General features: G+C 30.0%; 1 protein-coding gene and 2 pseudogenes. 2 read left to right on the plus strand and 1 reads right to left on the minus strand.

The features are described from left to right. Positions 1-264: pseudogene (locus tag ACTG3V_RS15550) on the minus strand (ComF family protein); the annotation flags it as partial. Between the two features lie 100 nt (positions 265-364). Here ACTG3V_RS15550 and ACTG3V_RS15555 point away from each other — a divergent pair. Both ACTG3V_RS15555 and ACTG3V_RS15560 read left to right on the plus strand, forming a co-directional pair. Further along, positions 365-877, plus strand: a complete 513-nt coding sequence (locus ACTG3V_RS15555; RefSeq protein WP_439133086.1) for a class I SAM-dependent methyltransferase — start codon at positions 365-367, stop codon at positions 875-877. Positions 878-923: 46 nt separating this feature from the next. After that, positions 924-1,554, plus strand: a pseudogene (locus ACTG3V_RS15560) (glycine--tRNA ligase); the annotation flags it as partial.

Below are 1,554 nucleotides of genomic sequence, written 5' to 3' on the forward strand. Positions count from 1 at the left end.
ATTGCCTTTGTATTTTAAATCGTGTATCATTTGCTGGGTACTACCTTTTTTTCGATAAAATAACAAAGCATACCCTTTTTCAATAAGTACGCTACCGAAAAAGGTTTGTGTTACTTTATTGTTTCTATACCCTTGAAAATTAGTGAGTGGCAAATCGTGTCTGCAAATGGTACAGATTACAGTTTCGTTTTCTATCAAGTTTTTATCACAAACTACACATAATTTAGGGTAAAAAAGATAGAATAAGTCTTTTAAAATTCTCATCTTTACAAAGCATTTTTTAGAAATATAGGTAAAAAATAAGAAATACGAATTGTTTAGCAGGATAAAATTTTTGAAAGAAGCCGTAAAAAACATCAAAACTTTGGGAACAATTACCCCAAGTTCTCGGTTTTTATCCAAAAAAATGATTCGTAAAATCGATTTCACAAAAGCAGCTGTAATTGTAGAATTTGGTCCTGGAAATGGAGCAATAACCAAACATATTTTAAAAAATCTATCTCCAAAAGCTATTTTAATTTGTTTTGAAATTAATGACAATTTTTACCATCAATTAAAGGCATTAAAACATCCACAGTTGATTGTTGTAAAAGCATCAGCAGAAAAAATAGAAGAAGAGCTAAAAAAAATCAATATCACTAAAGTTAATTATGTAATATCGAGTTTACCATTAACGATTATACCAGATATGATTTCTAATGAAATTTTACGAAAATCATATCAAGTTCTTGATTGTCAAGGAACTTTTATTCAATATCAATATAGTTTAACGTATTATAACACGTTAAAAAATGTATTTCGAGAGTCTATTTCTTTAGATTTTCAAATGCTTAATCTTCCACCTGCATTTATTTATCACTGTAAAAAAGTAGGGTAATTTTTTTGTTGAAAAAAATAATCAATACTGTATATTTGCCCTCATTATGGCAAAACAAGAAGATCAGTTTAAAAAAGTTTTATCGCATGCAAAAGAATATGGTTATGTATTTCAGTCTTCTGAAATATATGACGGTTTAAGCGCGGTTTACGATTACGCTCAAAATGGAGTTGAGCTTAAGAAAAATATTAGAGAATATTGGTGGAAAGCAATGGTGCAAATGCATGAAAATATTGTAGGTATTGATGCTGCAATTTTAATGCACCCCACTACTTGGAAAGCCTCTGGGCATGTAGATGCGTTTAACGACCCTCTAATTGATAATAAAGATTCTAAAAAACGTTATAGAGCAGATGTTTTAGTAGAAGATTTTCGAGAAAAAATCAATCAAAAAATAGAAAAAGACATTGCAAAAGCCAAAAAACGATTTGGTGATGCTTTTAATGAAGAGGAGTTTAGAGCTACGAATCAAAATGTTGTTCGTAGACAAAAACAGATTGATGATATTTCGGCTGAATTAACAAGAGTTCAAGAAGAAAGCGATTTAGCTGGTTTTAAACAGTTAATAATAGATTTAGGAATTGTTTGCCCAGCATCTGGTTCTAAAAACTGGACAGAGGTTAAGCAGTTTAATTTAATGTTTGGAACGCAAATTGGTGCATCAGCAGAAAATGCTA

This window comes from Polaribacter sp. (assembly GCF_965660385.1).
In the GTDB taxonomy this organism is placed as follows: Bacteria; Bacteroidota; Bacteroidia; order Flavobacteriales; family Flavobacteriaceae; genus Polaribacter.